The sequence below is a fragment of the Brachyspira catarrhinii genome (genome assembly GCF_005518285.1).
GTDB lineage: Bacteria > Spirochaetota > Brachyspiria > Brachyspirales > Brachyspiraceae > Brachyspira > Brachyspira catarrhinii.
In genome coordinates this window covers 1-551 of record NZ_SJDU01000744.1, presented here as the reverse complement: position 1 = coordinate 551, position 551 = coordinate 1, and the positions used below count along the sequence as shown (strand labels likewise).

Annotated in this window: 1 protein-coding gene; it reads right to left on the bottom strand. The window is 34.7% G+C overall.

Features of this window, described 5'->3' with window-relative positions; genetic code table 11:
* Window positions 1–58: 58 nt before the first annotated feature.
* Window positions 59–551: hypothetical protein (locus EZH24_RS14500; RefSeq protein WP_161976197.1), on the bottom strand; the 493-nt coding region annotated here is incomplete at its 5' end.

The following is a 551-nucleotide window of genomic DNA, read 5'->3' as shown; positions in this document are numbered from 1 at the left end:
AAAAGACACCGCTTATTGCGATGTCTTTTAATCTTAAGAAGTTTAAACAAAAACTCTATTAACTTCCAGAAGTAGCGGGAGTATATTTAGTTAAAGTTCCCTCGTAAGTAGTTTTATAACTATATTTATAATTTACCCCATCTTCCACATTATCCACTGATAATCCAACTATATATGTAATGGATATATTGTCGCCAGAGATAGTAAACTCTATATATAATTTATTTATATAACCATAATTACTTCCATCATATACTTCGCTCACGGAATATTTAGAACCAGATTTTAATAGTTGAACAGGGACACCACTTTCAAGAGACTGTTGCGCTTGTTCATCAGTTACGCCCCCGAACTCGCTAGAATACTCTGCCCGTGTTAAATTATTATTTGTAATATTCAAATAAATTATCATATCACCTCCATTTGTAATGGCATTTTCTAATTCTTCTTTAGTAATTCCGCTTGTAGCATTTACGCTATGGGATGTAAGGGAAAGAGCGCCTTTATAGTAAGCGTCCGTTAAATCCGTTGCTGGGTCTCCCGTAGCCGTT